This window comes from Arthrobacter sp. 05N428_2 (assembly GCF_056397065.1).
This window is the reverse complement of record NZ_JBFTMR010000008.1, coordinates 148,891-171,965: the sequence shown is the minus strand read 5'-3', so window position 1 is coordinate 171,965 and position 23,075 is coordinate 148,891. Positions and strand designations below refer to the sequence as shown.

Annotated in this window: 23 protein-coding genes and 2 pseudogenes; 6 read left to right on the top strand and 19 right to left on the bottom strand. The window is 68.9% G+C overall.

Features of this window, described 5'->3' with window-relative positions; translation table 11 throughout:
- Nucleotides 1–12: 12 nt before the first annotated feature.
- The 4 genes from AC1DGI_RS11385 to AC1DGI_RS11370 all read right to left on the bottom strand — a co-directional run bounded on the left by AC1DGI_RS11385 (nucleotide 13) and on the right by AC1DGI_RS11370 (nucleotide 4,124).
- Nucleotides 13–1,122, bottom strand: coding sequence for an FAD-dependent monooxygenase (locus AC1DGI_RS11385; protein WP_476898879.1), 1,110 nt, complete (start codon nucleotides 1,120–1,122; stop codon nucleotides 13–15).
- A 79-nt stretch (nucleotides 1,123–1,201) separates the two neighbouring features.
- Nucleotides 1,202–2,155, bottom strand: coding sequence for a phosphotriesterase family protein (locus AC1DGI_RS11380; protein ID WP_476898878.1), 954 nt, complete (start codon nucleotides 2,153–2,155; stop codon nucleotides 1,202–1,204).
- Between the two features lie 47 nt (nucleotides 2,156–2,202).
- Nucleotides 2,203–3,192, bottom strand: a complete 990-nt coding sequence (locus AC1DGI_RS11375; RefSeq protein ID WP_476898877.1) for a phosphotriesterase family protein — start codon at nucleotides 3,190–3,192, stop codon at nucleotides 2,203–2,205.
- Between the two features lie 188 nt (nucleotides 3,193–3,380).
- Nucleotides 3,381–4,124, bottom strand: coding sequence for a GntR family transcriptional regulator (locus tag AC1DGI_RS11370; protein ID WP_476898876.1), 744 nt, complete (start codon nucleotides 4,122–4,124; stop codon nucleotides 3,381–3,383).
- Between the two features lie 96 nt (nucleotides 4,125–4,220).
- Here AC1DGI_RS11370 and AC1DGI_RS11365 point away from each other — a divergent pair, with 96 nt between their 5' ends.
- Nucleotides 4,221–4,694 carry a MarR family winged helix-turn-helix transcriptional regulator gene (locus AC1DGI_RS11365; protein WP_476898875.1) on the top strand — a complete coding sequence of 158 codons (474 nt, stop codon included), beginning with the start codon at nucleotides 4,221–4,223 and terminating at the stop codon, nucleotides 4,692–4,694.
- Between the two features lie 92 nt (nucleotides 4,695–4,786).
- A complete protein-coding gene (locus AC1DGI_RS11360; protein WP_476898874.1) occupies nucleotides 4,787–6,244 on the top strand; it encodes an MFS transporter in 1,458 nt (485 codons plus the stop codon).
- Between the two features lie 90 nt (nucleotides 6,245–6,334).
- Here AC1DGI_RS11360 and AC1DGI_RS11355 read toward each other — a convergent pair whose 3' ends face one another.
- The 4 genes from AC1DGI_RS11355 to AC1DGI_RS11340 all read right to left on the bottom strand — a co-directional run bounded on the left by AC1DGI_RS11355 (nucleotide 6,335) and on the right by AC1DGI_RS11340 (nucleotide 10,008).
- Complete coding sequence (locus AC1DGI_RS11355) at nucleotides 6,335–7,093, bottom strand: maleylpyruvate isomerase family mycothiol-dependent enzyme (protein ID WP_476898873.1); 759 nt, start codon at nucleotides 7,091–7,093, stop codon at nucleotides 6,335–6,337.
- Complete coding sequence (locus tag AC1DGI_RS11350) at nucleotides 7,093–7,926, bottom strand: fumarylacetoacetate hydrolase family protein (protein WP_476898872.1); 834 nt, start codon at nucleotides 7,924–7,926, stop codon at nucleotides 7,093–7,095. Before AC1DGI_RS11350 ends, AC1DGI_RS11355 begins: the two co-directional genes overlap by 1 nt.
- The gene (locus AC1DGI_RS11345) at nucleotides 7,923–9,068 is read right to left on the bottom strand and encodes a cupin domain-containing protein (protein ID WP_476898871.1); all 1,146 of its coding nucleotides are present in this window, start codon (nucleotides 9,066–9,068) and stop codon (nucleotides 7,923–7,925) included. Before AC1DGI_RS11345 ends, AC1DGI_RS11350 begins: the two co-directional genes overlap by 4 nt.
- Before the next feature lie 118 nt (nucleotides 9,069–9,186).
- Nucleotides 9,187–10,008: an IclR family transcriptional regulator gene (locus AC1DGI_RS11340; RefSeq protein ID WP_476898870.1), complete on the bottom strand. Its 822-nt coding sequence runs from the start codon at nucleotides 10,006–10,008 to the stop codon at nucleotides 9,187–9,189.
- A 48-nt stretch (nucleotides 10,009–10,056) separates the two neighbouring features.
- On the opposite strand from AC1DGI_RS11340, the gene AC1DGI_RS11335 reads away from it, so the two are divergent.
- From AC1DGI_RS11335 to AC1DGI_RS11325, 3 genes are all read left to right on the top strand, one after another.
- Nucleotides 10,057–11,370, top strand: coding sequence for an MFS transporter (locus tag AC1DGI_RS11335; protein ID WP_476898869.1), 1,314 nt, complete (start codon nucleotides 10,057–10,059; stop codon nucleotides 11,368–11,370).
- The gene (locus AC1DGI_RS11330) at nucleotides 11,363–12,610 is read left to right on the top strand and encodes an FAD-dependent oxidoreductase (RefSeq protein ID WP_476898868.1); all 1,248 of its coding nucleotides are present in this window, start codon (nucleotides 11,363–11,365) and stop codon (nucleotides 12,608–12,610) included. The genes AC1DGI_RS11335 and AC1DGI_RS11330 overlap by 8 nt, the downstream gene beginning before the upstream one ends.
- Nucleotides 12,611–12,772: 162 nt before the next feature.
- Nucleotides 12,773–13,288 (top strand): mycothiol transferase, encoded by a 516-nt coding sequence (locus AC1DGI_RS11325; protein WP_441402836.1) that lies wholly within the window; start codon nucleotides 12,773–12,775, stop codon nucleotides 13,286–13,288.
- 29 nt (nucleotides 13,289–13,317) lie between these two features.
- Here AC1DGI_RS11325 and AC1DGI_RS11320 read toward each other — a convergent pair.
- From AC1DGI_RS11320 to AC1DGI_RS11290, 7 genes and pseudogenes are all read right to left on the bottom strand, one after another.
- A pseudogene (locus AC1DGI_RS11320) lies at nucleotides 13,318–13,524 on the bottom strand (gamma-glutamyltransferase); the annotation flags it as partial.
- A 218-nt stretch (nucleotides 13,525–13,742) separates the two neighbouring features.
- Entirely contained in the window at nucleotides 13,743–14,240 is a 498-nt protein-coding gene (locus tag AC1DGI_RS11315; RefSeq protein ID WP_476898867.1) for an NUDIX hydrolase, read from the bottom strand.
- 31 nt (nucleotides 14,241–14,271) lie between these two features.
- On the bottom strand, nucleotides 14,272–14,421 hold the full coding sequence (locus AC1DGI_RS11310) for a DUF7340 domain-containing protein (protein ID WP_476898911.1): 150 nt from the start codon (nucleotides 14,419–14,421) through the stop codon (nucleotides 14,272–14,274).
- 95 nt (nucleotides 14,422–14,516) lie between these two features.
- Nucleotides 14,517–15,438: pseudogene (locus tag AC1DGI_RS11305) on the bottom strand (hypothetical protein).
- A 9-nt stretch (nucleotides 15,439–15,447) separates the two neighbouring features.
- Nucleotides 15,448–16,008, bottom strand: coding sequence for an N-acetyltransferase family protein (locus tag AC1DGI_RS11300; protein ID WP_476898866.1), 561 nt, complete (start codon nucleotides 16,006–16,008; stop codon nucleotides 15,448–15,450).
- A 199-nt stretch (nucleotides 16,009–16,207) separates the two neighbouring features.
- Complete coding sequence (locus tag AC1DGI_RS11295; protein ID WP_476898865.1) at nucleotides 16,208–17,251, bottom strand: NAD(P)-dependent alcohol dehydrogenase; 1,044 nt, start codon at nucleotides 17,249–17,251, stop codon at nucleotides 16,208–16,210.
- Nucleotides 17,252–17,588: 337 nt separating this feature from the next.
- On the bottom strand, nucleotides 17,589–17,855 hold the full coding sequence (locus AC1DGI_RS11290) for a hypothetical protein (RefSeq protein WP_441403682.1): 267 nt from the start codon (nucleotides 17,853–17,855) through the stop codon (nucleotides 17,589–17,591).
- 152 nt (nucleotides 17,856–18,007) lie between these two features.
- On the opposite strand from AC1DGI_RS11290, the gene hrpB reads away from it, so the two are divergent.
- The gene (gene hrpB / locus AC1DGI_RS11285) at nucleotides 18,008–20,668 is read left to right on the top strand and encodes an ATP-dependent helicase HrpB (RefSeq protein ID WP_476898864.1); all 2,661 of its coding nucleotides are present in this window, start codon (nucleotides 18,008–18,010) and stop codon (nucleotides 20,666–20,668) included.
- Between the two features lie 3 nt (nucleotides 20,669–20,671).
- Here the strand turns inward: hrpB and AC1DGI_RS11280 are convergent, their stop codons facing one another.
- From AC1DGI_RS11280 to AC1DGI_RS11265, 4 genes are all read right to left on the bottom strand, one after another.
- Nucleotides 20,672–20,917, bottom strand: a complete 246-nt coding sequence (locus tag AC1DGI_RS11280; RefSeq protein ID WP_476898863.1) for a hypothetical protein — start codon at nucleotides 20,915–20,917, stop codon at nucleotides 20,672–20,674.
- Nucleotides 20,918–20,993: 76 nt separating this feature from the next.
- The gene (locus tag AC1DGI_RS11275) at nucleotides 20,994–21,926 is read right to left on the bottom strand and encodes an amidohydrolase family protein (protein WP_476898862.1); all 933 of its coding nucleotides are present in this window, start codon (nucleotides 21,924–21,926) and stop codon (nucleotides 20,994–20,996) included.
- Nucleotides 21,923–22,612: an alpha/beta hydrolase family protein gene (locus AC1DGI_RS11270; protein WP_476898861.1), complete on the bottom strand. Its 690-nt coding sequence runs from the start codon at nucleotides 22,610–22,612 to the stop codon at nucleotides 21,923–21,925. The genes AC1DGI_RS11275 and AC1DGI_RS11270 overlap by 4 nt, the downstream gene beginning before the upstream one ends.
- Complete coding sequence (locus AC1DGI_RS11265; protein ID WP_476898860.1) at nucleotides 22,602–22,961, bottom strand: hypothetical protein; 360 nt, start codon at nucleotides 22,959–22,961, stop codon at nucleotides 22,602–22,604. Before AC1DGI_RS11265 ends, AC1DGI_RS11270 begins: the two co-directional genes overlap by 11 nt.
- Nucleotides 22,962–23,075: the final 114 nt, after the last annotated feature.

The window sequence follows — 23,075 nt, the reverse complement described above, 5'->3', positions numbered from 1 at the left end:
TGGGTTACCGCCTTACTGGTTGGCCGGGAAGGCGGACTCGACCGCGTCGGCGTGCCAGCCTTGGCGCGACACACGCTGCAGCTCATCCGTCAGCGGCTTGCGGGTGGCCTCGAAGAGTGCGAGCGATTCCTTGACGGAGCCGCCCTCCAGGAGCGCGTCGGCGAATCCGCCGGCGTCCAGGATCGCCGAGTTGGCGCCCTGACCCTGATGGTGGAGCATCGCGTGGGCAGCGTCGCCGAGCAGCGTGACGGAGTCGGTGTGCCAGGTGTCGAGGGGATCGATGTCGAACACCGAACGGCTGGTCACCTGGCTCAGGTCGAGTTCCCGGGCCACCTGGACGATCCGCTCGTCGAAGCCTTCGAGGATCTTTTCCAGGTATTCGTGGGTGATTTCCGGCGCCCACGAGGCGTCATCGGACGGGGCCGTGATGTCGTAGGAGAGCTGCCCGCGGTGACGCAACGGCAGGTTGTAGGCGATGGTGCCGTTCTCGCCCATGTAGAAGCGCGGGTTGTCGTCGGTGACCAGTCCGTGGGCATCGTCGATCGAAATGACTGCACGGTAGGCGTGCTCGCCGGAGAACACCGGCTCCTTCTGCGAGAACAGCTGGTTGCGGACGGTGGAGCGGATCCCGTCGGCGCCGATCACGACGTCGGCGGTGATGACCTCGCCGTTTTCAAAGGTCAGGGTCGCGTGGTCGCCGTTGTCCTTGATGGTCGCCAGCTTGTAGCCAAGGTGCACCATGCCCTCCGGCAGGACGCTCAGCAGGGCGTCGATGAAGTCGCCGCGGTGGATCATCCGGTTGTGGTTGACCTGGTCGTAGGCGTTCAGGAAGGGCCATTCCTCGTTGGCGAGGACGTGCTGGCCGTCGGCGCTGAGGATTTCCAGGTGGTCGCTGGGGGAGCTGACCGCGGCGATCGCATCGAAGATGCCCCACTGGCGAAACAGTTCCACCGTTGGCGGGCGCAGCCCGATGCCGGCGCCAACCTGGCCCAGCGCGGGAGCCTGCTCGTAGACGTGGACGTTCTCCGCGCCGATGTTCTGCAGGGCCTTGGCCGCGGCGGCGCCGCCGTAACCGCCGCCGACGATCGCGATCCGGAGGTTCTTGATGTCTGAAGCCTTCATTGGTTTCATCTCTTTCTTGACGCATCCTTGGCCGCGGCCAGGATGCGTGGAACGGGTAAGTTGTGGTGGTCTGTCTTGGTCAGGCGCTCAGTGAGAGGAAGTCGGCCGGGTTCTCCTCGAGCAGGAGTTTGATGGTGGCGTCGTCAATGCCGGCCGCGCGCATGTCCGGGATCATGTCGTCGAAGATGTAGTTGATGGTGTGGCCCTTCACGCCCGGCCAGCCCAGCGGGCTGCAGTTGGCGTCGGCCGAGACGAGGAGCTTGTCCGCGTAGCCCTTGTTGACGAGCTTCACGAAGTGCTCCATCCGCTCGGCGCGCTTCCGGCCCCAGAACGGCGGGTCCGGCAGTTCGAGGTCGTAGCCGAAGGTGTCGAAGCCGATCCGGCCGCCCTGCTCGTAGATCCAGTCGTGCGGGGTGATCGGCGCGTTCAGGCCGTCGTCGGCGTGGCCGAACAGCACCCGGTCCAGCGGCAGGCCCTCCTCGCTGAAGATGTTCACCGCCGGTTCGGGGTCAATGGCCAGGTGGGTCAGGATCGGGGCGCCGGTGACGACGGCGGCCCGTGCCGCGGCCCGGTAGATCCGCTTGTCCAGGTCGGTCATGCGGCCGCCGCGGCTCACGCCGACCTTGATGACGCCGGCCTTGGCGCCGGTGTCACCGATGCCGACGGTGATCTCGTGGATGAAGACCTTCGCCAGGTAGTCGACGGTGGCGCGGGCGAAGTGCGGCAGCGCGGTGTCGCCCCCGACGAAGCCGGTGCAGGCCACGATATGCACCCCGGTCTTCCGGGACAGGGACTTGTAGTAGTCGACGTCGCGGCCGTTGCAGATGCCGGTGGCGTCCACGAAGGTGCCGCCGCCGTTCTCGCGGAACTTCCGCAGCTTCGGCACGGTTTCCTCGTAGGCCTGCTCCGGCGACTTCCACCATTTGGTGTCGAGTTCGGAGCCGGGCATGCCGTAGCCGATGTGTTCGTGGACTGCCACGATTTCCAGTTCTTCGGTCGGGATGGTTCCCAGCACGGTGTTGACCTTGGTCATACGTTCACCTCAGGGGTTCGAAAGCTTGTTGGTGTGGGCGGGGGTGCTTAGCGCACCGACAGCAGGTTGCGCGGGTTTTCCACCAGGATGCGCCGGGCGTCGTCGTCGCTCAGGCCCTGCGCCTTGAGGAACGGCACGAAGGTGGACACGACATGGCTGAACGGCAGGTCGTACTCCGGCTGGCCCTTGGCCACGCCGATCGAGTTGCCCGACAGGATGATCTGGTGGCCGTGGCCGGCCTTGACGAGGTCGATGACCAGGGCCGCGCGCTCGCGGTCACTTACGTATGCCTCGTCATCGTCCAGGCCCACGTGGTCCAGGCCGACGAACGCATCGCGGCGGGCCACCTCCAGGGCGGCGCCGACCGCGACGGCGTCCGTGCGATCCAAGCCGCCGACCAGCACACGGTCGGCGGGGAGCTTTTCGTCCAGGACGACGTCGAGGTCGTGCAGGGCATCGGCGCCATACCGGATGGAGACCGCGACTCCGGTGTTCAGGGCGGTCCGTGCCGCACCCCGGAACAGGCTCTCTTCGGTCGGCGTCATGCCGGCGCGGTCGGCCGTGGTGGTCACCAGTCCGGCGGCACCGCGGCGTTCGACGCGCGGGACCACCATGCCCTCGGTGACCTCTTTGGAGAACAGGTCGGCGAACTTCCCGGCCGGCCACGGCGTGGGCGGGTTGGTCTGCGGGGTCAGGAAGTAGCCGCCGAGCGTCTCCTCCGGGCCCATGCCCGTGGAAGCGACGATGTTCACGCCGGTGGAACGCGAGAGCGCCTCGTAGAGTTTCAGGTCGCGGCCGTGGAACATGCCGGTGCTGTCGACGATCGTGCTGCCGCCGCGTTCGCGGAAGTCCGTCAGTTTCGCTGCCAGGATCTCGAAGATCTCGGCCCGGTCCATGCGGATATCCGGGGCGTACTGGGCACCGGGGACCACGGAGAGGAGGGCTTCGTGGACTGCGACTACCCCCAATTCGGAAGCGGGGAGGGGGCCAAGGACCGTGTTGACGGTTTTACTGGCGACTGTCGTTGTATCCGTCATCGGCACAACCTTTCGTCTTACGTTCCGCCGTCGTTGGCGTAACGCGCTGGGAAGGATCATGCACCGCGCGACCTCTGGAGGGATCCTCGCCGAACTCGGTGCAGCGAGGTAAGCAGAGCGCCCGTGAGTGTGACCTTGCTTACCTGTCTACAAGGTTTACACGCTGTATAGCCAAAGTCAAGAATGCGTCACTGGCTAGTGCTGAACCGGTACTTGAACCTGTCGGCCTGGTGTACCGCGGAGCGCCAGCCCGAGGGCCGGTCGCCGGTCGTGAAAAAGATTGTCTCGATGACCAGCAGCGGGCTTCCCTGGCTCACGCCGAAGGTGGCCGCCTGGCCGGCGGTCGCGGCGGTCGCCCAGGCGTCGTGCTCGGCCCGGACGTGCGCGATGCCGAACTTGCGCTCGAGCAGCCTGAAGGCCGAGCCCTCCTCGTCCAGCTCTGCCTCGGTGGGCCTGAACTCTTCCGGGGCCCGGATGTAAACGTCGGCCTCGACGAGGGGCTCGTCCTCAATCGAGATCAGGCGGCTGAAATGCAGCAACCGCTCGTGTGCATCCAGCCCCAGAAGCTCGCGGATGCGGGCGGGCGGCTCAACGCGCTCGACGCCGGACACCTTGCCGGTGGGATGGAGGCCGCTCTCGGCGAGGTACTGGTACAGGGCCCCGGACCGCACGTCGGCCGGCCGCTGCACCCGGGCGCCCGTTACCGGGAACGTCCCCTTGCCTTGCTTGCGGTAAACATAGCCCTCGCTGGTGAGCTCCTGGAGCGCTTGGCGGATGGGGGCCCGGCTCACGTCGAACCGGGCCAGCAGCTGCGCCTCGGTCATGGGCTTCCCGGAATCCGCGATTCCCTCGGCGACCTCCCGGCGCAGGATCTCCTTGATCTGCCGGTACAGGGGGACCCCGGACGAGGGGTCGAGCTCGCCATATGCCATCAGTCGTTCGTTCCTCCGCGTCGGTGGGCGCCGGGTTGTGCCTGCAGGCAGTCAACCACAAAACAGCCGCAGCACCCGGAGGCCTATGCTTATGCAATGCAAAGTGTTGGCGCAGCAGATGGTCCGGCGCGGGCGGTGGACCACCGGGCCCTGGCGGTCTCGATGATCGACATTTCCGCCGATATCCGCCGGAAGTCGCACAACGACACCGGCGTCCGGCCGCTGTCCAACGGGGTTTTGGAAATCCTCCGGGTGATCGAAAACCACCCGGGCATCACGGTGGCGGAAGTCGCCTCCCGCCTGGGGCGGCAGTTCAGCAACGTCAGCGTCCAGCTGCGCGAGCTGGTTGCCGCCGGCCTTGTCACGCGGGTCCGCGACGCCGCCGACAAGCGCTACGTCGCCCTCCACCCCACGGCCGAGTCCCAGCGGATCAAAACGCTCCTCGAGGGCGCCTGGGCGCAGGCGCTGTCCGCGGCGAGTTCCCGGCTGTCGCCGGAGGAGCACCGGCAGCTCGCGGCCAGCCTGCCCGCCTTGCAGCGCCTCGCATTCCTCCTGGCCGAACCGGAGTAAGCCGGATCACCACTCTCCTAGCCCGCTCACTCGTGGTCTAGTAGTTATACTTGTGTAACTATTACTACTTTGAACGGTGAACGAGCATGGGCATGGCAACGCAGTTAGCAGATCGCGGCGAAAGGCAGGGGAGCGGCCGCAGGGCCGGCTGGTGGGCGCTGGTGTTCCTGGCCCTAGCGCAGTTCATGGTGGTCCTTGACGGCACCATCGTGAACCTCGCGCTCCCGCGCCTGCAGCACGAGATGGGCATCAGCGACGCGACGCGGTCCTGGGTGGTCACGGCGTACGCCCTGGCCTTCGGGGCATTCCTGCTGCTCGGCGGCCGGATCGCGGATTTCTGGGGGCGCAAGCGGACGTTTGTTGTGGCAGCGGCCGGCTTCGCGATCGCCTCCCTGCTGGGCGGCATCGCGCAACAGCCGTGGGAACTGATCGGCGCCCGCGCCCTGCAAGGCATTTTCGCGGCGTTGCTGGCTCCGGCTGCACTCGCGCTGCTGACCGTCGCCTTTCCGGGCGGAAAGGATCGTGGTACCGCGTTCGCCATCTTTGGCTCCATCACGGGCGTCGGCGCCGCCGTCGGCGTCCTGCTTGGCGGTTACCTGACCGAACACGTGACCTGGCGCTGGTGCTTCTTCGTCAACGTGCCGATCGCCATCGTCGCCCTGGCCGGGGTATGGTCCCTGGTCAGCGAAAGCAAGGCCCACGGGTCCGCTAAGTACGACTGGCCCGGTGTCATCCTGGCCGCCCTGGGCCTGGGCTCCCTGGTCTACGGCTTCACCAATGCCGAGCGCGGCTGGGACGCCCCCCAAGCCTGGGGTTTCATCGCCGCCGGCATCGTGCTCCTGACGGTCTTCGTCCTGGTCGAGCGCAGGGCCAAGCACCCGCTGCTGCCGCTGCGCGTGGCCACCGAACGCAACCGCGGGGCGGCCTTCCTGGCCTCTTTCCTGGCCGGTGCCGTCCTGATCGGCGGCATCCTCTTCATCAACTTCTACATCCAGATCGTGCTGGGCTTCGCGCCGTTCCTCGCCGGCCTCGCCTCCCTGCCCATGACTGTGGTGCTGATTATCACCRCCGGCCTGGTCGCCAAGAACCTGCCGAAACTGGGCGCCAAGATCCCGACAGGCGTCGGCCCGGTGTTCATGGCCGCCGCCATGCTCTGGCTCACCCAGGTCAGCGCCCAGGGCAGCTACCTAGTGAACATGCTGCCCGCCCTGCTGCTGCTGGGCATCGGGCTGGGTATGGTGTTTGTGCCGATGCAGAACCTCGCGCTGTTCGGCGTGGACCGGGACGACTCCGGCGTCGCCAGCGCCCTGGTGAACGCCTCCCAGCAGACCGGCGGCTCCCTCGGCATCGCCCTGTTCAGCACCATCGCGGCCGCGGCCACGGCAGGCGGAGTCTCGCCGGCGGCCCTGTCCGCCGGCTACGCAGCGGTGTTCCTCTGGGCGGCGGGGTTCGCGATCCTGATCGCGCCGATCGCCTTAGTCCTGATCAACATCGACCGCCACAAGTTCACCGGCACCGACGGGGACGCCCCGGCCGTCCACCTGGGCTGACAAGCGCAGCAAAAAAAATGACAGCCCCCTCGACTGGAGTTTCAGTCGAGGGGGCTGTTCCTTTGTGTGGAATCTGCGGCTGCGGGGTGCCTAAATCCACTTCGGGGCGGCCGGCACGGTGCCGTTCGCGGCGTCGCTCCCGGGTCCGGCGGCGGTGACGCCGTCGTTGCCCCGGCCGGCGGCCCATGCCACGACGGCGTCCAGGGGGCCGGAGACCACGGTGGACGACGCCGACGCGGTGTCGCCGAACGTGAGGCCGCGGTCCGTCACCTTAACAACCAGGTCCTTGTCCGTGCCGCGGGTCTTCCAGGCACCGGTGATGTCCGCTAGGAGCCGCTCCAGAACCGGGACGGGGATGTCCCGGAAGACGGCCCCGTTGTCCAGGTCCACCGCGTGCATCCACACTTCGCGGGTCCGCATCCAGACGGTTTCGCTGGCGGGGACTTCGCGGCCCTGGATGGTGCGCACCGTGCGGCGCCAGGCATCCTCGGGCAGGTCACGCCATTCGACGTTCAGGTGCACCGCGGAGTGGTCGAACAGGTGCCGCAGCGCGATCGGGCTCAGGGTTGCCCCAAAGTTGATCTCGTGGTCGCGGACATCCGTGGAGGCGTACATCGGGGTTTCCACCCCGGTGGCCGCCCACTCGACCAGCCGGGCAATTGCCCGGGCGTTGTAGCCGATGTGTGCCGTGATGTGGCGGCGGGTCCAGCCGGGCAGCAGCGAGTCGCCGTCGAGCTCCGTGTCAGACAGTTCGTTGAGCTTGCGGGCGAAGAATGCCGTGCCCCGGCGCGCCTGCAGCAGTGCCGCCAGCAGCTCCGGGTCGGTCGTCTGGTCGTGGCGCGCGACCATCAGGCTTCCTTGACTACGCGGTTCTTCAGTTCTCCAAGGCCCTCGATGGTGGTGACCAGGAGCTGGCCCTCCTGCAGGTAGCGCTTCGGGTCCTGCGCGTGGCCGACGCCGCCGGGGGTGCCGGTGGCAATCACATCACCGGGGTTCAGCGTGATGATGGTGGAGATGTAGGAAACCAGGAATTCCGGCGTGAAGACAACGTCGTTGGTCGGGGTCTGCTGCTGGATTTCGCCGTCGACCGCGGTGGTCATCAGGCCGCCGCTGAACTCGTCCTTGGTGACCAGGGCGGGGCCGAACGGGGTGGACTTCTCCCAGGTCTTGCCCTGCAGCCACTGGATGGTGCGGAACTGATAGTCGCGCATGGACACGTCGTTCAGGACGGCGTAGCCGGCGATGTGGTCCGCGGCGTCCGCTTCGCTGATCCGGCGGCCCTTCTTGCCGATCACGACGGCGAGTTCGGACTCCCAGTCGACACTGGACGATTCCTGCGGCAGGGCGAGGTCATCGTTCGGGCCGATCAGGGATTCCTGGTACTTCGCGAACAGGGTGGGGAACTCGGGGACTTCCCGGCCCATTTCCTTGATGTGGTTGCGGTAGTTGTGGCCGACGCAGATGATCTTGCCGGGGACGGGGACGACGGCGTCGAGGTCGGCGCCTTCGAGTTGGTGCTGGGCGCCGTTGGCAGCCCTGGCGGTGGCTTCCCAGTCCGCGGAGAGCAGCAGCTCGCCGACGTTGCTGAAACCGTCGATCTCAGTCAGGGTGTCGCCGTCCTGGCGGACAGCCACGGTGCTCTCGGCGTGGCCGGCAGGGGTGCGGAGGGTGAGGAGTCTCATGCGTTCTTGCGTCCTTCGATGTAGGTGCGGTTGAAGTTCAGTCGTTCAAAAATGGGGGCGTCGCTGAAGCGGAAGAGATCGAATTCCGTCCCGGCCTGCAGGTCCGCCTGAAGGGAAAATGACGCCCAGGACGGGACCACGAAGAGATCGCCCTTCTCGAGAGTCCTGGTTTCGCCGTTCAGGACCGCGGAGCCGCGGCCGTCGAAGACCTGCCAGACGCTTGAGCCGACCTCGCGAACGGTCTCGGTGGAGGCGCCGGCGCGGAGCCGGTGGAATTCGGCCCGGATCGTCGGCATGACGTCGCCGCCGGTGGTGGGGTTGGTGTAGCGCACGGCGGCGTGGCCCTGGGACACAGTGGCCGGGTGGCCCTCGTCCTCGAGCAGCAGCTGCTCGCGCAGCGCGCGGTCGGTGTACTCCCAGCGGTACGCCGCGATCGGCGAGCTGGTGGTGTCGTCCAGGCCGGAGAGCGGGCGCAGGCCCGGGTGGGCCCACAGCCGCTCGGACCGGGAGAGGTCCGGGGTGGCTTCGTCGGTGACGCGTTCGGTGCCGAACTCGAAGAAGCCGGCGTCGGCGTAGTGCACGAACGGGATGTCCAGGCCGTCAATCCAGGCCATCGGCTCGTCGGTGTCGTTGTGGTGGCCGTGGAAGTTCCAGCCCGGGGTCAGCAGGAAGTCGCCGCGGGACATCCGGACCGGGTCGCCGTTCACGACAGTCCAGACGCCTTCGCCCTCAACCACGAAGCGGAAGGCGTTCTGCGAGTGGCGGTGCTCCGGAGCGGTCTCACGGGCACCGAGGTACTGGATAGCTGCCCACAGCGTGGGGGTGGCGTACGGGGTGTTGCCCAGGCCCGGGTTGGCCAGCGCGATGGCGCGGCGTTCGCCGCCGCGGCCCACCGGCACCAGGTCGCCGGCGCGGGCCGCCAACGGGTACAGGTCGCTCCAGCGCCACACGTGGGGCACCGCCTTGGGGGAGGGGACCATCGGCATCAGGTCGGCGATCTCGGTCCAGAGCGGGATCAGGTTCTCGCGGTCGAAATCCCGGTAGAGCTCTTTCAGCTGGGCAGCCTCTTCGGGAGTCGGCTCCGGGGCGGTGTGCCCCGCAGCCACAGATTCATGGGTCGTGTTCTCGGCGCTGATGGACACGTGGGCCTCCTACGTAGGTCAGAACAGTTCTATTTGGCGTCCTTAGACTCTACGTACGCGCCAGTGTGACCTCCAACATATTCTGCTAGTCAGAATTGTCGAGCCGGGGCGGAGGGACCTAGTCCGGATCGGCCGGATTAGCCGCGATGTCGATCTCCAGCTGCCGGCACGTTTCCCGGAGTGCGGGGACGAGCCCGGCGTCGAACACGCGGCGGAAACGGGTCGCCGGGGTGGCGACGCTGAGCGCCCCCACCACGTGCCCGTGCCGGTTGTGCAGCGCCATCCCCAGCGCGCTCACCCCCTCCTCGGTGCCTTCGAAATTTGCGGCAAACCCGTTGCCGCGGATGGACACCAGCTCCCGCAGGAACGCCGGGTACTCCGCGGCCGGGATGGTGTCCCCGCCAATCTCGGCGTTGTTGCTCCGGAACAGCTGCTCGATCATCGGCGGTTCCAGTTCGGCGAGCATCGCCTTGCCGCCCGAGGTCCGGTTCGCCGGCATCACCGTCCCCTGCCGGTCACCCACCCGCAACACGTTGTTCCCCTCGACGGTGGCCAGGAAGCGGACTTTCGTGCCGACCCGCACCATCAGGTTCACGGTCTCGTTCAGCTGCGCGGAGAGCAGCTCCATGTGCGGCTGGGCCAGCGAGCGGAGCCTCCGGGTCCACGCCAGCCCCGCCGGTCCCACGCCCATCGCGGGGCCGGGCACGTAACGGCGGGTTTCGTCCTGTACCGCGAACCCCCGGTAGACCAGCATGGCCAGCAGCCGGTGCGCGGTGGACGGTGCTACCCCCAGTTCCCCCGCGGCGTCCTTGAGCCGCAGGGCGCCGCCATCGCGCAGCAGTTGAAGCAGCTGGAGCGCATTGTCGACCGCTTCGATGGAGTAGGTCGGCCGCTTTTGCAAGGGCTTTCGGGCTGACTTCGCCGATGGTTCTTTCTGCACATCAGAATTGTATTGTGGTTCACCTGCGGCCGCTAGGACAGTAGTGGGATGAATCACACACCATCTGTTGCAACGCCGCAACGGTCCGCTCCCGGGGACTCCACTTTCGCCAGCTCTGGCGGGCCCGCGTCGCGGTTTTCCAAGAGCTCGGCCGCCGCCGTCCTGGTCTGCTGGCTGCTCGTCGTCTTCGACGGCTACGACCTCATCGTTTACGGCACCGTCCAATCCTCCCTGATCTCCGAAACCGGCTGGGGCCTGACCAAGGCCACGGCGGGCACCATCGGGTCCATGGCGTTCGTCGGCATGATGATCGGGGCCATCTTCGCCGGCCGAATGGCCGACTCCTGGGGCCGCCGCCGCACCATCATCGGCTGCGCCGTCGTCTTCTCGATTTTCACCATTTTTTGTGCGTTCGCCCCCAACGCGCCCGTCTTCGGTGTCCTGCGGCTCCTGGCCGGCGTCGGACTCGGCGGCCTGGTGCCGTCGGCCAACGCGCTGGTCGCCGAACTCGTCCCTGCCAAGTGGCGGTCCACCATCGCCACCTTGATGATGTCCGGGGTCCCGATCGGCGGATCGATCGCCGCTCTCGTCGGGATCCAGCTGATCCCCGCCTTCGGTTGGGAATCGATGTTCCTCGTCGCCGTGCTCGCTCTCCTGGTCGTGGTGCCCCTCGGCCTGAAATACCTTCCCGAGACCCTGGCCCGGGCCGGAACCACCGGCAAAGGGCAGGTCGCCAGGGAGCCTGCCGGATTCTCGTCCCTGCTCCGCGTCCCGTACCTGGGCATCAGCATGCTGTTCGCTGTGGCGACGATCGCCACTCTCTTCGCCTGGTACGGGCTGGGCACCTGGCTGCCTAACCTCATGCAGCTGGCCGGCTACAACCTGGGCTCGGCCCTGACCTTCGCCCTGGCCCTCAACCTCGGCGCCGTGGCCGGCTCGGTCCTCACTGCCTGGGCCGGGACCCGCTTCGGCCCGATTCCGACGGCGATCGCGGCGGCCGCCGTCGCCGCCGTCGCCCTGGTGGTCCTCGTGACCGGGCCGCCGGTCAGCGTCGTGTACCTCATGCTGGTGCTCGCCGGCGTCGGAACCCACGGCACCCAGTGCCTCATCATCGCCGCCGTTGCGAGCCACTATCCGGCGCACCTGCGCGGGACCGCGCTGGGCTGGGCGCTGGGGACGGGCCGGATCGGCGCCGTCGCCGCGCCGCAGATCGGTGGCCTCCTGCTCGCCGCGGGGCTGGGCGTCAACTCCAATTTCTTCGCCTTTGCCGGCGCGGCCGCCATCGCGGCGGTCCTGCTGGTCGCGGTGAGCCTCAAGCTCAAATCCAACCTCTCAATTTCTCAAGGAGCAAGCAATGTCTGAGCACGCCACGTCCACCGATGTCCTGGTCGTCGGAGGGGGAATGGCCGGACTGGCCGGGGCCCTCGCGCTGCGTGAAAACGGCGCCAACGTCACCCTGGTGGAGCGCGCCCCCGAATTCGGCGAAGTCGGCGCGGGCCTGCAGATGGCACCAAACGCCTCCCGCGTCCTGCAGCGCTGGGGCCTGCTGGAAAAGGCCCTCGAAATCGGCGTCCAGCCCAAGCACCTGGTCTTCCGCGACGCCGTCACCGGCGAGGAACTGACCCGCCAGACCCTCGGCGGCGAGTTCGCCGCACGCTACGGCGCACCCTACGTCGTGATCCACCGCAGCGACCTGCACCGGGTCCTGCTCGAGGGCTGCGAGGCGGCCGGCGTCAAACTGGTGAACGACGTCATGGTCGAGAGCGTTGAGACCGTCAACGGCCGCGGCGTGGCCCACACCGCCGCCGGCGTCGACTACGAGGCCGACGTCGTAATCGGCGCCGACGGGCTCAAGTCCACGCTGCGTCCGCTCGTGGCCAGTGATGAGCCGGTCCCGTCGGCGTATGTCGCCTACCGCGGCACTGTGCCGATCACCGAGAACACCCCCAAGGCCGACCTGGAGGACGTCATCGTCTACCTCGGCCCGAACTGCCACCTGGTCCAGTACCCGCTGCGGAAGGGCGAACTGCTGAACACTGTGGCCGTGTTCAAGTCGCCGTCCTTCGAACGTGGCGAGGAGCAGTACGGCGGCGTGGACGAGCTCGAGGCAGCCTACAAGGACTGCGTCCCGGCCGTGAAAGAGGCGCTCAAGAACCTTGCCACCGGCATCCGCTGGCCCATGTACGACCGCGACCCGATCGAGAACTGGGTCGCCGGCCGGATGGTCCTGATGGGCGACGCGGCGCACCCGATGCTCCAGTACCTGGCCCAGGGCGCCTGCCAGGCGCTCGAGGACGCCGCCGTGCTGCAGGACGCCAGCAGCGGTACCGTCTTCACCGCGGACGGCGTCAACCCGGACGCGTGGGACGGCGCGATCAAGGAATTCAACAACATCCGCGCCGCCCGCACCGCGCGGGTCCAGCGGACCGCCCGCGTCTGGGGCGAGTCCTGGCACGTTTCGGGCCTCGCCCGCACGCTGCGCAACCTGCTGTTCAAGAGCCGCAAGGACGGGGATTTCCAGTACAACGACTGGCTGTACGGCCAGGACGGCGACGGCGTGCCGGCAGTCCGCGCCGCGCAGGCTGACCGGGTCTCCGCCTGACAGCCCTCCGCCCAACGCGGGGTCATTCAGCGCCGGTCCGAGCACTCGGACCGGCGCCGGGTGGCCCCGCGTTGCGTGTTCTGCTGCAGGACTCCCTCTGGCTCGCCGGCGGGTCCCCGTGCAAGCATGGGGCGTAGCGACAACGCACGGGAGGAACCTGTAGTGAAAACCGAAGATCTGCTGTTGGACGCCTTTGGCCGGATCCGCCAGACCGTGGCCGCCACGCTCGAGGGGGTCGACGCTGCGGCCGCGGCCCGGCGGCCGGCGGGCAACGGAAACTCGATCACCTGGCTCCTCTGGCACCTGGGCCGGGTGGAGGACGTCCAGCTCGCCTCCGCCGCCGGCCTCGAGCAGGTCTGGAGTTCCCAGGGCTTCGCCGACCGTTTCGACCTCCCGCTGTCCCCGCGGGACACCGGCTACGGCCACAGCTCCGGCCAAGTCGACGCTGTACAGGCTGCGCCCGAGCTGCTGCTTGCCTACTACGACGCCGTCCACCGGCAGACGGTTGGATTCCTGAAAACCCTGGATGACGAAGACCTGGACCGGATCGTTGACACCCGCTGGGACCCGCCCGTCAGCCTCGGCGTGCGGCTGGTCAGTACCCTCGCCGATTGCCTGCAACACGTGGGGCAGGCCGCCTACGTCAAAGGCCTGAACGCGGGCCGGCCGCAGGACTAGCGGTCCCGGCCGGCCCGTCTTGCCGGAGCCTACCTCGAGCGGTTCAGCACCATTGCGGAGCCCCCGCCGCGCCGGACCGGCTCGGCCGCGGCGATCATCTTCCCGACCGGCCCGAACTCGATGGCAGTAGCGGCGCCGATCTCGGCTGCGGATGTGAACGCGTCCCCGGACGGCGTCAACTGATGGCCGAACGGCGCGAGCTGCTTTCCGTAGGCTGCGATGAAGTCCGGCTCGGCCATGCTGGCCGTCGGGGTCTTCTCGGTGGTGTGCGCGGGTCGGCGGCCGCGGGACCGGCCACCGCGGCGCCTGTCACGCCTAGAGCCAGCGCCGCCGTGAAGGCGGACAGTCGATGTCCTATCAGATGGCGCATGGTCGCTCCCGATCCGAAGTCCTGTGAAACTGACAGTTCGTTACATTAATCGGGCGTAGTGTGACAATCCATGCTTATCGCTTGTCACGTTCGTGACAAGGACTTATTTCCACCGTCGCCCCGCACGTGCCGGATGAGCGCGTCCAGGACTGGGAGTTGGCCGCGCACCAACTTGGTGCGGGCTTCGGCCTCGGGGACCCACGCGGCGTCGTCAATCTCGGGGTACTCGCGGACAGTGCCGGATCCCCGCGGCCATTCCAGCGGAAAGGTGTTGCTCACAATCCGCTCCGGCTGGAACTCGACTTCTGCCGCGAAGACCGTGATGACTTTGCCCGAGGCCTGCCGGAAGCTTCCCAGCGGGAAGTAATCGGCGGGCGGCGCCGGTGTACCGATTTCCTCCGCGAACTCGCGGTGCGCGGCTGCCAGCGGGTCCTCGTTGCCGGTGAATTCGCCTTTCGGAATGGACCAGGCCGCGGCATCCTTGCGGGCCCAGAACGGGCCGCCCATGTGGGCGATCCACAGCTCCAGCGCCGAGGCTGTCGTGCGGCGGTACAGCAGCAGACCGGCGCTCCGGACTGTCACGACGGCGCCATGTCGCCGGACAGCCGAGCCTTCACCACTGCTGCGGGTCGTTGAGCTCGCAGCTCAGGCTGCTGCACTGTCTGGCGCTTACCTGCCAGTCCGGCTGGCGTTCCGTCCGGGGACGTTCGTCCTTCCAGGTCGGGACCACCCGCGCGCCGCAGGCCGGGCAGGGCGGTTCCATGTGAGCGCGGCGCTGCGCCTTGTTCATACTTCCCCCCGGAATGCTCGATGCGTTGAGTCAAATCTAGCCATATTTCCATCGAAGTTACAAACAAGTCAGGCGCCTTCGGCCCAGTTGAGCACGCGCTGGGCCCGCAAGGTGTTCCAGCGGCCGGGGCGGCCGTCTCCCTCGTCCAGTGGAAAGTGGATCCGTCCCGGATGGCTGTTTTCCAGCAGCCACGTCCCGCCGGGCAGGCGTTTCGAGCGCACCAGGTCAAGGGCCTCGCCGAGCCGTGCGTCCGGAACGCTGCCGGCGGCCCGGAAGTACTCGAGGCCGCGCAGCACGTCGAAGTGCCAGCGGGTCGGGTAGGAGAACCGCAGCCACGCCGGGTCGATCAGTACTCCGTTGCTTTTCGGCCGAAGCAGGCCCCGCTCGAGCAGGTATTCCTCGCCGCGCTGCCGGGCCGCAGCCAGCCCGGGCACGGCCGTACTCCAGTAGCCCCTCGAGGACATTGATCGTGGTGTCGAACGAGGAGCGCGTCGAGCCGCGTTCCGCCTCACAGTTCCAGCCGCCGTCGTCGAGCTGTTCGGCGAGCAGCCGGGTGACGATGCCGTCGACGTTCTCGCCCAAGTAAGCGCCCAGGGCGACAGCCATGCCGTTGACGCAGGGCTCTACCTCGCCCTCGAAGAAGGGTTGGCCATCCTCTTCCCAGCGACTGCGGTCGCGGACGCTCGCGACGGCGGCGCGAGCCTCACCGCTGCCGGGATCGAGTCCGAAGTCGCGGAGCAGCAGCAACGTGTAGGTAGTCGCGGTCCAGGGCTGGCCCCGCTCTGATTCATCGAACGGCCAGGGGTGGTACGTGCCGCCGTCCCACTGCCCGTCTCCGCCCTGCAACGCAAGCAGACGGGCGCCCCAGCCGCGGGCCGCGACCTGCGCCCGTTCGGCTGCCACGACCTGCGCGGGGGCGTCCGTCAGATCGCGCAACACCTGCCAGCGGATTGCGGGATCGGAGTCGAGCAGCCAGTCTAGGACGTCCATCCGCCCAAGCTAGCATCGGCCCGGTCCGGCGCGGAAGGGAACCGGCAGGACCGGGCCGGCCAGGTCTCCGTCTTCGTAGTCGTCGGCCGCACGGCGGAAATCGCGGGACAGGTAGAACGCCAGGGCGGCTGAATTTCCGCTGTCCACCGTGACCGCCACCCTGGAGCGGCCCAGGGTGTACAGCACGTGCAGGCAGTGCCCCAGCAGCTCCTCGGCCAACCCCTGCCGGCGATGCTCGGGGTGGGTAAACAGTTCGGCGATCACCGAATCCCAGTCGCCCGCGCTGCCGGGAACTGGCTCGGTGACGATGATGGCGGCCGCGAGCTGTCCGTCCGGGCCCGCCACCACCGCGGAAGCCTCCGGAACGTGCCGGCCCTCGGCTCCGTCGAGCAGGGCGTTGATCCAGCCGGACGTCCGGTCCGCAGGCTGGGGCAGGCTGTCGGCGTACGAATCCCGGTACATCGCGGACAGCTCATCGAGGTCGGCGGCCCGGATCGGCCGGATTGCCGCGCCGGGCCGGCCGCCATCGCGCGGGGCGGTGACTGCGGTCAGAATGATCAATGGATTCACGGCAACCCTGCTCTCTCACAACGGCGACTCGATCGGGAGTCCTTTCCAGCATGCACCTGCTTTATTGCAAAGGTATTTCCGGACGGTGATTTCAAAGCGTCCGGAAGGCCATGGGAAGGTTAACGTTTCCCGGCCGTTAGGGGTTCCGCACCCCTGAATCGGGCCGGGATAGGGAAACGGTCCGGTACGGCCGTCGGACCTACGCCAGCGTGGCCGTATCGATCACAAAGCGGTAGCGCACGTCGGAGGCGAGCACACGCTCGTAGGCTTCGTTGATCTTCCCGGCCGGGATGACCTCGATCTCGGCGCCGAGGTGGTGTTCGGCGCAGAAGTCCAGCATTTCCTGGGTCTGGCGGATGCCGCCGATCATCGAACCGGCGAAGGAGCGGCGTCCCGCGATCAGCGCGAACGCGTTCACCGGCAGCGGTTCGGCCGGCGCTCCGACGTTGACCAGGGCGCCGTCGAGGGTCAGCAGCTGCAGGTAGGAGCTGATGTCGATCGAGGCGCTGACGGTGTTGATGATCAAATCGAAGCTGCCGGCGAGTTCGCTGAAGGTGTTCTCGTCGCTCGTCGCGAAGTAGTGGTCCGCGCCGAGGCGGAGGCCGTCTTCCTGCTTCTTGAGTGACTGGGAGAGCACCGTAACCTCGGCGCCCATGGCGTGGGCGATCTTGACGGCCATGTGGCCGAGTCCGCCCAGGCCGACAATGGCGACTTTTTTGCCGGGGCCGGCGTTCCAGTGGCGCAGCGGCGAGTAGGTGGTGATGCCGGCGCACAGCAGGGGTGCGGCGACGTCGAGCTCAATGCCGTCGGGAATGCTCACCACGAAGTCCTCGGTCACGACGACGCGGGTGGAGTAGCCGCCCTGGGTGATGGTGCCGTCGCGGTCAACGGCACCGTAGGTGCCGGTGTTGCCCTTGAGGCAGTACTGCTCCTCGCCGGCCTGGCAGTTGGCGCACTCACCGCAGGAGTTAACCATGCAGCCGACGCCGACACGGTCACCGACGGCGTGCTTGGTCACGGCCGAGCCGATCTCGGTGACGATGCCGGCGATCTCGTGGCCGGGAGCGAGCGGGTAGGACTGCGGACCCCAGTCGCCGCGGACGGTGTGGATGTCCGAGTGACAGATGCCGGCGAACTTAATGTCGATGAGGACGTCATGCGGGCCGACATCGCGGCGTTGGATGGTGGTGGGGACGAGGTCCTCGGTGGCAGACGGGGCAGCGTAAGCGTTTACGGTAAGCAATTCTTCTCCAGTATGAGTCGTCGGTCTAGCAGCGGTCGTGGGGGAGAGGGGAGTCGGGGTGAAGCGCGGACAGGCATCTTCAGCGCCTTCCGGTCCACCCGGAGTCCGTGGCCGGCAGACAGGTCGCCCTGGGCCACAGTAGGGGCAAACACACGGCCGGCCCGCTTTGTTCCGGGCAGACCTAATTCCTGCCGGATCGTGTGGAAATGCGGGCGGGTGGATGCCGTTGGTTCCATCAGACCATCCGGTGCCGCGGAGAAGGGAGTGCCTGCTGATCCGGGTACCGGCAGGGACTCCCTCACCGGTCCACATCCCCGGTGGGCTCCGGATGCTGCCGTCAGCCGGCCAGACCCGGATGGACGCGAACGAACTCGACCTTGGTGCCGGCGTCGGTCCTCTTCCTGGGGGCCCGGGAAAAGCCCTTCGCATCCAGGTGGTTGAGTGCGCGGTACTCGGCGACGGCCGCGTCGTAGGCCTCGTTCAGTTGCCGGCCGGTGCATTCCTCAGTGGATCCGTCGGCGAAGCTRATGGTGATCGGAGCGCTGGCCGGGAAGTGCCGGGTCATGCGGATGAAGCCGTCGGCGTCCTGCTGGAGCTTAATCAATGGGGCTGCACCTTCTTCGTCGGGAAGCTCCCAGTCTTCCGTAAATTCGGTCCAACCACGACCGCGGACGCACCGCGTGGTGGGAAGGCGGGAGCGCCGGCAAGAGCCCGCGGTTTTGCCGGACACGCCGCTCCGCGGGGGACAATGGAGGGGTGACCTCAACGCCCGCCGCCCCGGACCCAGCGCACCGGCCGTTCAACCTCGACGCCATCGGTGCCGGCCTGGTGTTCGCCGGTGCACTGGGACGGCTCTCGGACGCGCTGCACGCCGGTGCCGCGGGCGGGGCAGCGGTCGTGGAAGCACCGCCCGGAACGGGGAAAACCACGCTGGTGCCCCCGCTTCTGGCCAACCTTGCCCCGCGCGGCGGCGCTCGGCACATCGTGGTGACCCAGCCGCGCCGCGTGGCCGCACGGTCCGCGGCCCGGCGCCTCGCCGAGCTGGACGGCAGCACGCTGGGCGACCGCGTCGGCTATACGGTCCGCGGGGACCGCAGGGCCGGCCCCGGAACCTGGATTGAATTCGTGACGCCGGGCATCCTGCTGCGCCGGCTGCTGGCCGATCCGGGTCTGGAGGATACCGGCGCGGTGGTGCTCGACGAAGTCCACGAACGCGGCCTGGAAACCGACCTGCTGCTGGGCATGCTCGCCGAGGTCCGCCAGCTCCGCGGCGATCTCACGCTGGTTGCCATGTCAGCGACCCTGGACGCGGCCCGGTTTGCCGCGCTGCTGGCGGAGAACCCGCCGGCTGAATCCCGTACCGGAAGGGCTCCCGTCGACGACGACGGCGGCGCGGCTCCCGTCGTCGGCTGCCCGTCCGCGCTGTACCCGCTGGAGATCCAATGGGCGCCGGCACCAGGTCCCCGGCTGGACCCCCGCGGCGTGACCCACGCTTTCCTGGACCACGTGGCCGCCACTGCGGCCCACGCCCACGCCGCGGCGCTCGCCGCCGGACGGGACAGCGACGCCCTGGTCTTCGTTCCGGGGGCACGGGAGGTCTCTTACGTCGCCGCGCGGCTGCGCGGACGGGTGCATGCGGAGGTGTTGGAGCTGCACGGCCAGGTCGGCCCGGCCCTGCAGGACCGGGCCGTGTCCGGCCGCGGCCCCGGCGAACCGCCGCGGATCATTGTCGCCACGGCGCTCGCCGAATCCTCCCTGACGGTTCCGGGTGTACGTCTGGTGGTCGACTCCGGGCTGTCCCGTGAGCCGCGGCGGGACGCCGGGCGCGGCATGACGGGCCTCGTAACGGTGTCCTGCTCCCGGGCCTCGGCCGAACAGCGCGCTGGCCGCGCCGCCCGGCAAGGTCCGGGCCTTGTGGTGCGCTGCTATGACCAGAAGAGCTACGGCGCCGCCCCGGCGCACCAGACACCGGAGATGGCGGTGGCGGACCTCACCGGCGCGGCCCTGGTTCTGGCCTGCTGGGGATCACCCGGCGGCCGCGGGCTCGCCCTGCCCGACGCCCCGCCCCGAGCGGCGATGGACGAGGCGGTTGAAGTGCTGCGCGAACTGGGCGCCGTGGGCCCGGCCGGACTTGCCACCGAACTGGGCAAGCTGCTGGCCCGGGTGCCCGCCGATCCGCGGCTCGCCCGCGCCTTGCTGGACGGTGCGTCAGTTGTCGGGCACCGCAGCGCGGCGGAGGCCGTCGCCGTCGTCGCCGGCGGCGAGCGGGCCCCCGGCGCCGATCTGACCGGGCTCCTGCACGCCCTGCGGTCCGGCCGGGACCCTGGCTCCGGGCGCTGGGCCGACGACATCCGCCGGATGGAGGCGATTGCGCGCCAATCCGGATCCGGCAGCGGCGCCACGGCGGCGGGCGCGATTGGCGGCCCGGAGGGCGTCGGCTTCGTTGTCGCGCTTGCTTTCCCGGACCGGGTGGCACGCCGGGTCCCGGGCGTGGGGGAGCGGTACTTACTCAGCTCCGGCAGCCGCGCCGGACTCCCGCGGGGCAGCCGGCTCGCGGGCCACGAATGGCTGGCCGTCGCCGAGGTGTCGCGCGCCGAAGGGCAGGACGCCGCCGGTACCGGCGCCGTCATCCGGTCGGCCGCCCCGCTGACGGCGGACGCTGCGGAGGCCGCAGCGGCGCACCTGCTGGTCGAAACGGTGGAGGCCGGATTTGGCCAGGGCCGGGTCACGGCCCGGCGGGAACGCCGCCTCGGCGCGATCGTGCTCTCTTCGACGCCGGTGCGGCCGTCCGCGGCGGAGGGCCGGGCAGCGGTGGCACGGGCTCTGGGGCTTGCCGGGCTGCAGGCCATCGGCTGGTCTCCGGCGGCGGATGCGCTGCGGCGGCGCCTGGCCCTGCTCCACCACGAACTGGGGGACCCGTGGCCCGACGTATCCGAGCCGTCCCTGCTGGCCCGGCTGGATGAGTGGCTGGCACCGGAACTTGAGGCCCTGGCCGCCGGAGCCGCCACAAGCAGCATCGGACTGGCCGAGCCGTTGCGGCGGCTGCTGCCCTGGCCCGAGGCGGCCCGGCTGGGCGAGCTGGCGCCGGAGACGCTGCTGGTGCCGAGCGGCTCGCGGGTGCGCATCGACTACCCGCCGGTGGGGGACGACGGCGCCCGGCCGGTGATCGCGGTCAAGCTGCAGGAGTGCTTCGGCTGGGATCAGACACCGCGGCTGGTGGACGGCCGCGTCCCGGTGCTGTTCCACCTGCTGTCGCCGGCGAGGCGCCAGCTCGCCGTGACCGATGATCTGGCGTCCTTCTGGTCCGGGCCCTACGCGCAGGTCCGGGCCGAGATGCGCGGCCGCTATCCGAAGCATCCCTGGCCGGAGGATCCGTGGACCGCGCGAGCGACCGCCAAGGTCAAAAGCAAGATGTGAAGTTCAGGCCCGGCCCGTGCGGCACAGACTTAGCCTGCCTCCGCCGTCCCAGGCGACGTGGACCCAGCGCTGCCCCTCGCCGTCCCAGGACTCTGAATGGCCCAGCAGGGCCAGGTCCTGGAAGCTGACTTCGATTCCGTCACGCTGGAGGCCGTCGCGCAGTTCCCGGGTGGCCTCGCGGACGGCTGAATCGACCGCCTCGGGGTTGTCGGACTCGACCCGGCGGGAGGCTTCATATGGTTTGCTCATGGGCACCATCTTTCAGGCTGGCAGCCGATATGGGAACCACCGTCCAGCACGGGCCTTCCGGGGGCCTGCCGCGGGCTCAGCCGCCGAGCAGCCGCTCGGCGTTGAACCAGCAGACGGCCCGCAACCAGTCGTCGTCGAGCCTGGGCTCCTTGTCGCGCAGCCGTTCGAGCGACTCAAGCTGGTGCGCGTAGTGGTAGGGGATGTTGGGGAAGTCGCTGCCTAGCACAACCCGGTCCGCGAGTCCGGCGAGCCTGGGCAGCAGCGCGGCGGGGAACGGTGCCACTGCTTCGAAGAAGTCGGTAAAGGCCATGGTGGTGTCCAGATGGACGTTGGGGTACCGCTCGGCCAGGGCCATAAACTCGCGGTATTCCGGCGTGCCCAGGTGCGCGACGACGGCGGTGAGCCCCGGGTGCCGTCGCAGCACTCCCTCGAGTTTGTCCGGGCCGGTGAAGCCGGGCCGCGGCACCGGGCCGCTGCCCACATGCACCACCACGGGCACGGCCGCGTCGGCCAGGAGCCCCCAGACGGCGTCCAGGGCTGGCTCCCGCACGTCGAAACCGCCCACCTGGGCGTGGATCTTAAAGACCCGCGCGCCCCGGTCGAGGGCGGAGGAGACCTGCTGCAGTACGCCGTCCTCGGGGAAGAACGTGGCGCTGGGGACGCAGTCCGGCTCGACCGCGGCGAGGGCCAGCGTGAAGTCGTTGAGGTCGGCGGCCATCCCCGGCCGGTGCGCGTAAGCCAGAGCCGTGAAGCGCCGGACCCCCAGCATGCGGAGCCGCGCCAGCCTGCTGTCTTGGTCCGTCCGGTAGGTGATCGGCCAGGGCCGGCCCACGAGCGGCCCGGCATCGTCGAAATGGGCCCAGACCCTACGCAGCATCCGCTCAGGCAGGAAATGCGTGTGGATATCGATCAGTCCCGGGAGCCCCAGCCGCTGCCACCAGGCCGGGACGTCGTCGTCGTGCAGCGCTCCCGGTCGGCCGGGGCCAGGTGCGCTGCCGGGCGTCCTCACGTGGCACTCCCGGAAGCCGGGCGCGTGCTGTGCTGCCGGAGGAACCCCGCCACCGGAGCCGCCAAGGCAGCACCGACCTCCTCCGGCGGCCGCTTGCTGGCCGCCACGGCGAAGGAATGGTCCCCGCCCTCCAGCCACTGCAGCGTTGCGTTGGGACCGATGCGCGCCACGACCGACTCCAGCAGCCCGCGGGTGGCGAACGTGTCCCTGCTGCCCTGGAGGAAGAGCATGGGCAGCGTCAGGCCGTAGAGATGCTCGTCGCGCAGCTTTTCCGGTTTGCCGGGCGGATGCAGCGGATAACCCAGGAACACCAGTCCCTCCGCGGCCATGCCTTCGGCCACGGCCATTGACGCCATCCGGCCGCCAAAAGACTTGCCAGCGGCCCAGAGCGGTTCGCCCTCGCTGCGGGCAGCGGCGGCGTCCATGGCTGCGCGCCAGGCCGCGATGGCGGCTGGCGGCCGGTCCGGGAACTTCCGGCCCGCCTCCCGGTACGGGAAGTTGAAGCGCAGGGTTGCGACGCCGTCGTCGTTCAGGGCGGCGGTGAAGCCCCGCAGGAACGGGTGCTCCATCCCGGCGCCCGCGCCGTGGGCCACGACCAGCGTTGCGAAGGGGCCGGCGGGACGGCCGTAGACGGCAGAAACGGTGCTGCCGTCGACGTCGAATCCCAGGGGAAGCTCAGCGGCCATGCAGTTTTCCGCGCAGGACGCCGCGCGAGGTCAAGCCGCGCAGTGACAGGCCAATGGCGCACACCAGCGGTGCCAGGCCCATCAGCACGGCGATCGGGTTGGGCCGGAACACGACCCCGCCGCCCCGTCGGCCGGCATACACCCCGAGGGGCAGTACGAAGCCGCCGCCCCCGCCGCCCGAGCCCGCCGGTGCATCGTCGGAAGCCGGGGCACTTCCGCCGCCGAACCCGAAGGACACCAGCGCCACGGGGATAAGTTCCTCGCCGCCGAACTGGACGGGGTCGCCGTAGGCGCGGGACACCCCGACATTCTTGAACGCGTCCACCAGGGACGAAAAACTCTCAGCCATGTGAGCCACCCTAATCACCGCCCGCCGGGAGTACCAGCCCGCCGGGTTTCCCGCTGCCGGCCGCATCGGGGACGTCCGGCCCCTGTTCCGGCGGCCCGGTTGCCAATAGATTGA

Coding starts and splice junctions, on each gene's coding strand:
- AC1DGI_RS11330 (WP_476898868.1), top strand. CDS start 11,363: ATGTCTGAGCACGCCACGTCCACCGATGTCCTGGTCGTCGGAGGGGGA.
- AC1DGI_RS11265 (WP_476898860.1), bottom strand. CDS start 22,961: ATGGCTGAGAGTTTTTCGTCCCTGGTGGACGCGTTCAAGAATGTCGGG.
- AC1DGI_RS11280 (WP_476898863.1), bottom strand. CDS start 20,917: ATGAGCAAACCATATGAAGCCTCCCGCCGGGTCGAGTCCGACAACCCC.
- AC1DGI_RS11375 (WP_476898877.1), bottom strand. CDS start 3,192: ATGACGGATACAACGACAGTCGCCAGTAAAACCGTCAACACGGTCCTT.
- AC1DGI_RS11350 (WP_476898872.1), bottom strand. CDS start 7,926: ATGAGACTCCTCACCCTCCGCACCCCTGCCGGCCACGCCGAGAGCACC.
- AC1DGI_RS11270 (WP_476898861.1), bottom strand. CDS start 22,612: ATGGCCGCTGAGCTTCCCCTGGGATTCGACGTCGACGGCAGCACCGTT.
- AC1DGI_RS11385 (WP_476898879.1), bottom strand. CDS start 1,122: ATGAAGGCTTCAGACATCAAGAACCTCCGGATCGCGATCGTCGGCGGC.
- AC1DGI_RS11365 (WP_476898875.1), top strand. CDS start 4,221: ATGCAAAGTGTTGGCGCAGCAGATGGTCCGGCGCGGGCGGTGGACCAC.
- AC1DGI_RS11370 (WP_476898876.1), bottom strand. CDS start 4,124: ATGGCATATGGCGAGCTCGACCCCTCGTCCGGGGTCCCCCTGTACCGG.
- AC1DGI_RS11355 (WP_476898873.1), bottom strand. CDS start 7,093: ATGGTCGCGCGCCACGACCAGACGACCGACCCGGAGCTGCTGGCGGCA.
- AC1DGI_RS11380 (WP_476898878.1), bottom strand. CDS start 2,155: ATGACCAAGGTCAACACCGTGCTGGGAACCATCCCGACCGAAGAACTG.
- AC1DGI_RS11335 (WP_476898869.1), top strand. CDS start 10,057: ATGAATCACACACCATCTGTTGCAACGCCGCAACGGTCCGCTCCCGGG.
- AC1DGI_RS11310 (WP_476898911.1), bottom strand. CDS start 14,421: ATGGAACCGCCCTGCCCGGCCTGCGGCGCGCGGGTGGTCCCGACCTGG.